Source organism: Ruegeria sp. YTSA219, assembly GCF_059609985.1.
On the sequence record NZ_JBXWMT010000033.1, the window covers coordinates 1 to 2,074 of the forward strand.

General features: G+C 51.6%; 2 protein-coding genes. Both read right to left on the minus strand.

Annotation, left to right across the window (positions count from 1 at the left end):
- A partial coding sequence (locus AC2FFB_RS20010; protein ID WP_496875357.1) for a hypothetical protein occupies positions 1-231 on the minus strand: 231 nt, incomplete at its 3' end.
- The gene (locus AC2FFB_RS20015; RefSeq protein WP_496875358.1) at positions 231-1,736 is read right to left on the minus strand and encodes a primase-helicase family protein; all 1,506 of its coding nucleotides are present in this window, start codon (positions 1,734-1,736) and stop codon (positions 231-233) included. The genes AC2FFB_RS20010 and AC2FFB_RS20015, both read right to left, overlap by 1 nt.
- Between the last annotated feature and the right edge of the window lie 338 nt (positions 1,737-2,074).

Genomic DNA, 2,074 nt, shown 5'->3' on the forward strand with positions numbered 1-2,074 from the left:
GGCAAGCCGGTGGGTAATGCAATATACGAACCTGTATGCTCGGTCTTGTTCCCCCCGGAATCGTAGTTTCCTTGGCTCGACAGTCGGTGTGACCCAACAGCCGTTTTCCTCTTCTTCAGTGTCATTCAACAGTTCCTCTACTTTTTGACTGGCTTCTTGGTGGTGGTTGGCGATCAGGTCCGTGTACCATTCTTGATGCCGATCCATTGCGATGAACAAAGGTGCTCTCATCAGATAATCTCCACTTCGTCTTCATCTGGGTCGATGGGTTCGTCATAGCCATCCGGACCTCTCACCCGTCCACCAGCAACCTGATAGTCGGCATGAACCCAAACCGTCCGTGCATGATCGACGCCGCCCCACTTCACGCTTTCAGAACGCCATCGAAGTTCAGGCATCATGTGACGAATGCGGTTCTGATTGGTCTTTAGATCTTCGATGAATAACTTGGCCAGTTTCTCCTGAGATATGGCGAAGCGACCAAGCCCGTTGATGTGCTCCTCCAGCCGAACCAGAAGCACCTCCCGAGATGCACCCATGATATCCCGCATGACTGGTGTCTTGATCAGTGACAGATTCAGTGAGCGAGGGTTAAAGTCGTTCGACTGATGATGCTCCATCAACCCGTTATAGAGCCGAGCGACATTCTCCGGTTGGTCCATCCATGCGTTGAACTCGCCAATGAAGTTACCGAAGTCTTCGGCCTCAGGACCAGAAGCATGTCCATCATGATCAACCTCGACCACGTAGTAACGACGGTCGCCACCTTCGATCCAGAGCGGAAGATGGTTGGTCGTGAAGACGAAACAGCAGCACTGTGTGACTTTCTCAACTTCCCGCCCCTTCGCCTCCGAGACTGTAACCCGTTCGGTGATGTACGTCTTCAGTGTGTTCCCTTGAGGTGAATCCGGCTTCAGCTGCAGTTCCTCTGATACCACCAGCTTGCTGTCCAGGATCGGCTTGTTGAACTTCCCCGTCAGCTTGGCGACGCTATTTTGCGTGATCGAGTTTTCTTCCCCAAACAGCTTGGTGATCAAGGTGCAAAGGGTGCTCTTACCTGTCCCTTTATGTCTGGAGTAAAAGAACAAAGCCCAAGCCAGTTTCTCAGCCTCATTCTGAAGACCCCACGAAACCCAATCCTTGACGACGCGGCGGTCAGCTTCTTGGCGGAAGATCCGTTCAAGAAACTGATCGAACATGGTCGTATCGGCGTTGGTAACTGCAAGGTCGCGATAAGCTGGTTTGCTCCAAGTGTTGAGAGCAACTGTATCGCCTTCAGGTATAATCATTTCCTTGATATCAGGACGGCACTTTGTCGATCCGTTCCAAAGCGCGATGGATTGGCTCGGGTCGTCATGGATTTGTTCAAAAGCCCGCTGAAACGCCGAACGCTGAAGGTCTTGTGTTAAGTCCATCTCTGGATAACGGCTCCTGAGCCGCTTTAGGCATACCCTTTTTGCTTCAGCCTGCGAAAGAGGGTGCGATGGTCGTTCAACCAGAAAGAACTGGTTCCTATTTCGAACGATCCAATTACTGATCTGGCGAGCGAGAAAGGTCACGTCTTTTTCGGCAACACCGGACGTCTCCCGGCCTGGCTCAGGTTGAGAAAGCATATCTTGCCCAGCCGCGACGACGTCTTTTGCTGAGTTGGCTTTCCGACGAGCGTAGCTGATCCATGGGGATCTCGGTTGCGGTTCGGTTACTTCTGTGGAGGTTTCGTTTGGTTCTTTGTTCATATGTCATCCTTTCAGAACAAAAAAACCGCCTGCGAAGGCGGTCTCGGGTTTCATGTTGACTTTGTATTTCTCGGGATTTGGTTGCTCTGCTATTCAAGCAGAAACTAAGAAACAGAAATTTGCTTCTTAATGGAGGGATACAGTTAAGCGCCCGACATCAAAGTCCCTCATCGAGTCGCTATTAACGTGGTTGCAAACCACTCTCTGGAGCGTGATACAGGCACATCCCGGCGAACGGAAATCATCCGTCCCGAACCGTAGCCTGCTTGGCGCGCCGTCGAGTTATCCACACCAGCCCCGAACGGATGTCACATCGAAATGATTCCGTCAATAACTCT

Excerpts from the sequence above, each read along its gene's own strand:
- AC2FFB_RS20015 (WP_496875358.1), bottom strand. The coding sequence starts at position 1,736 with ATGAACAAAGAACCAAACGAAACCTCCACAGAAGTAACCGAACCGCAA.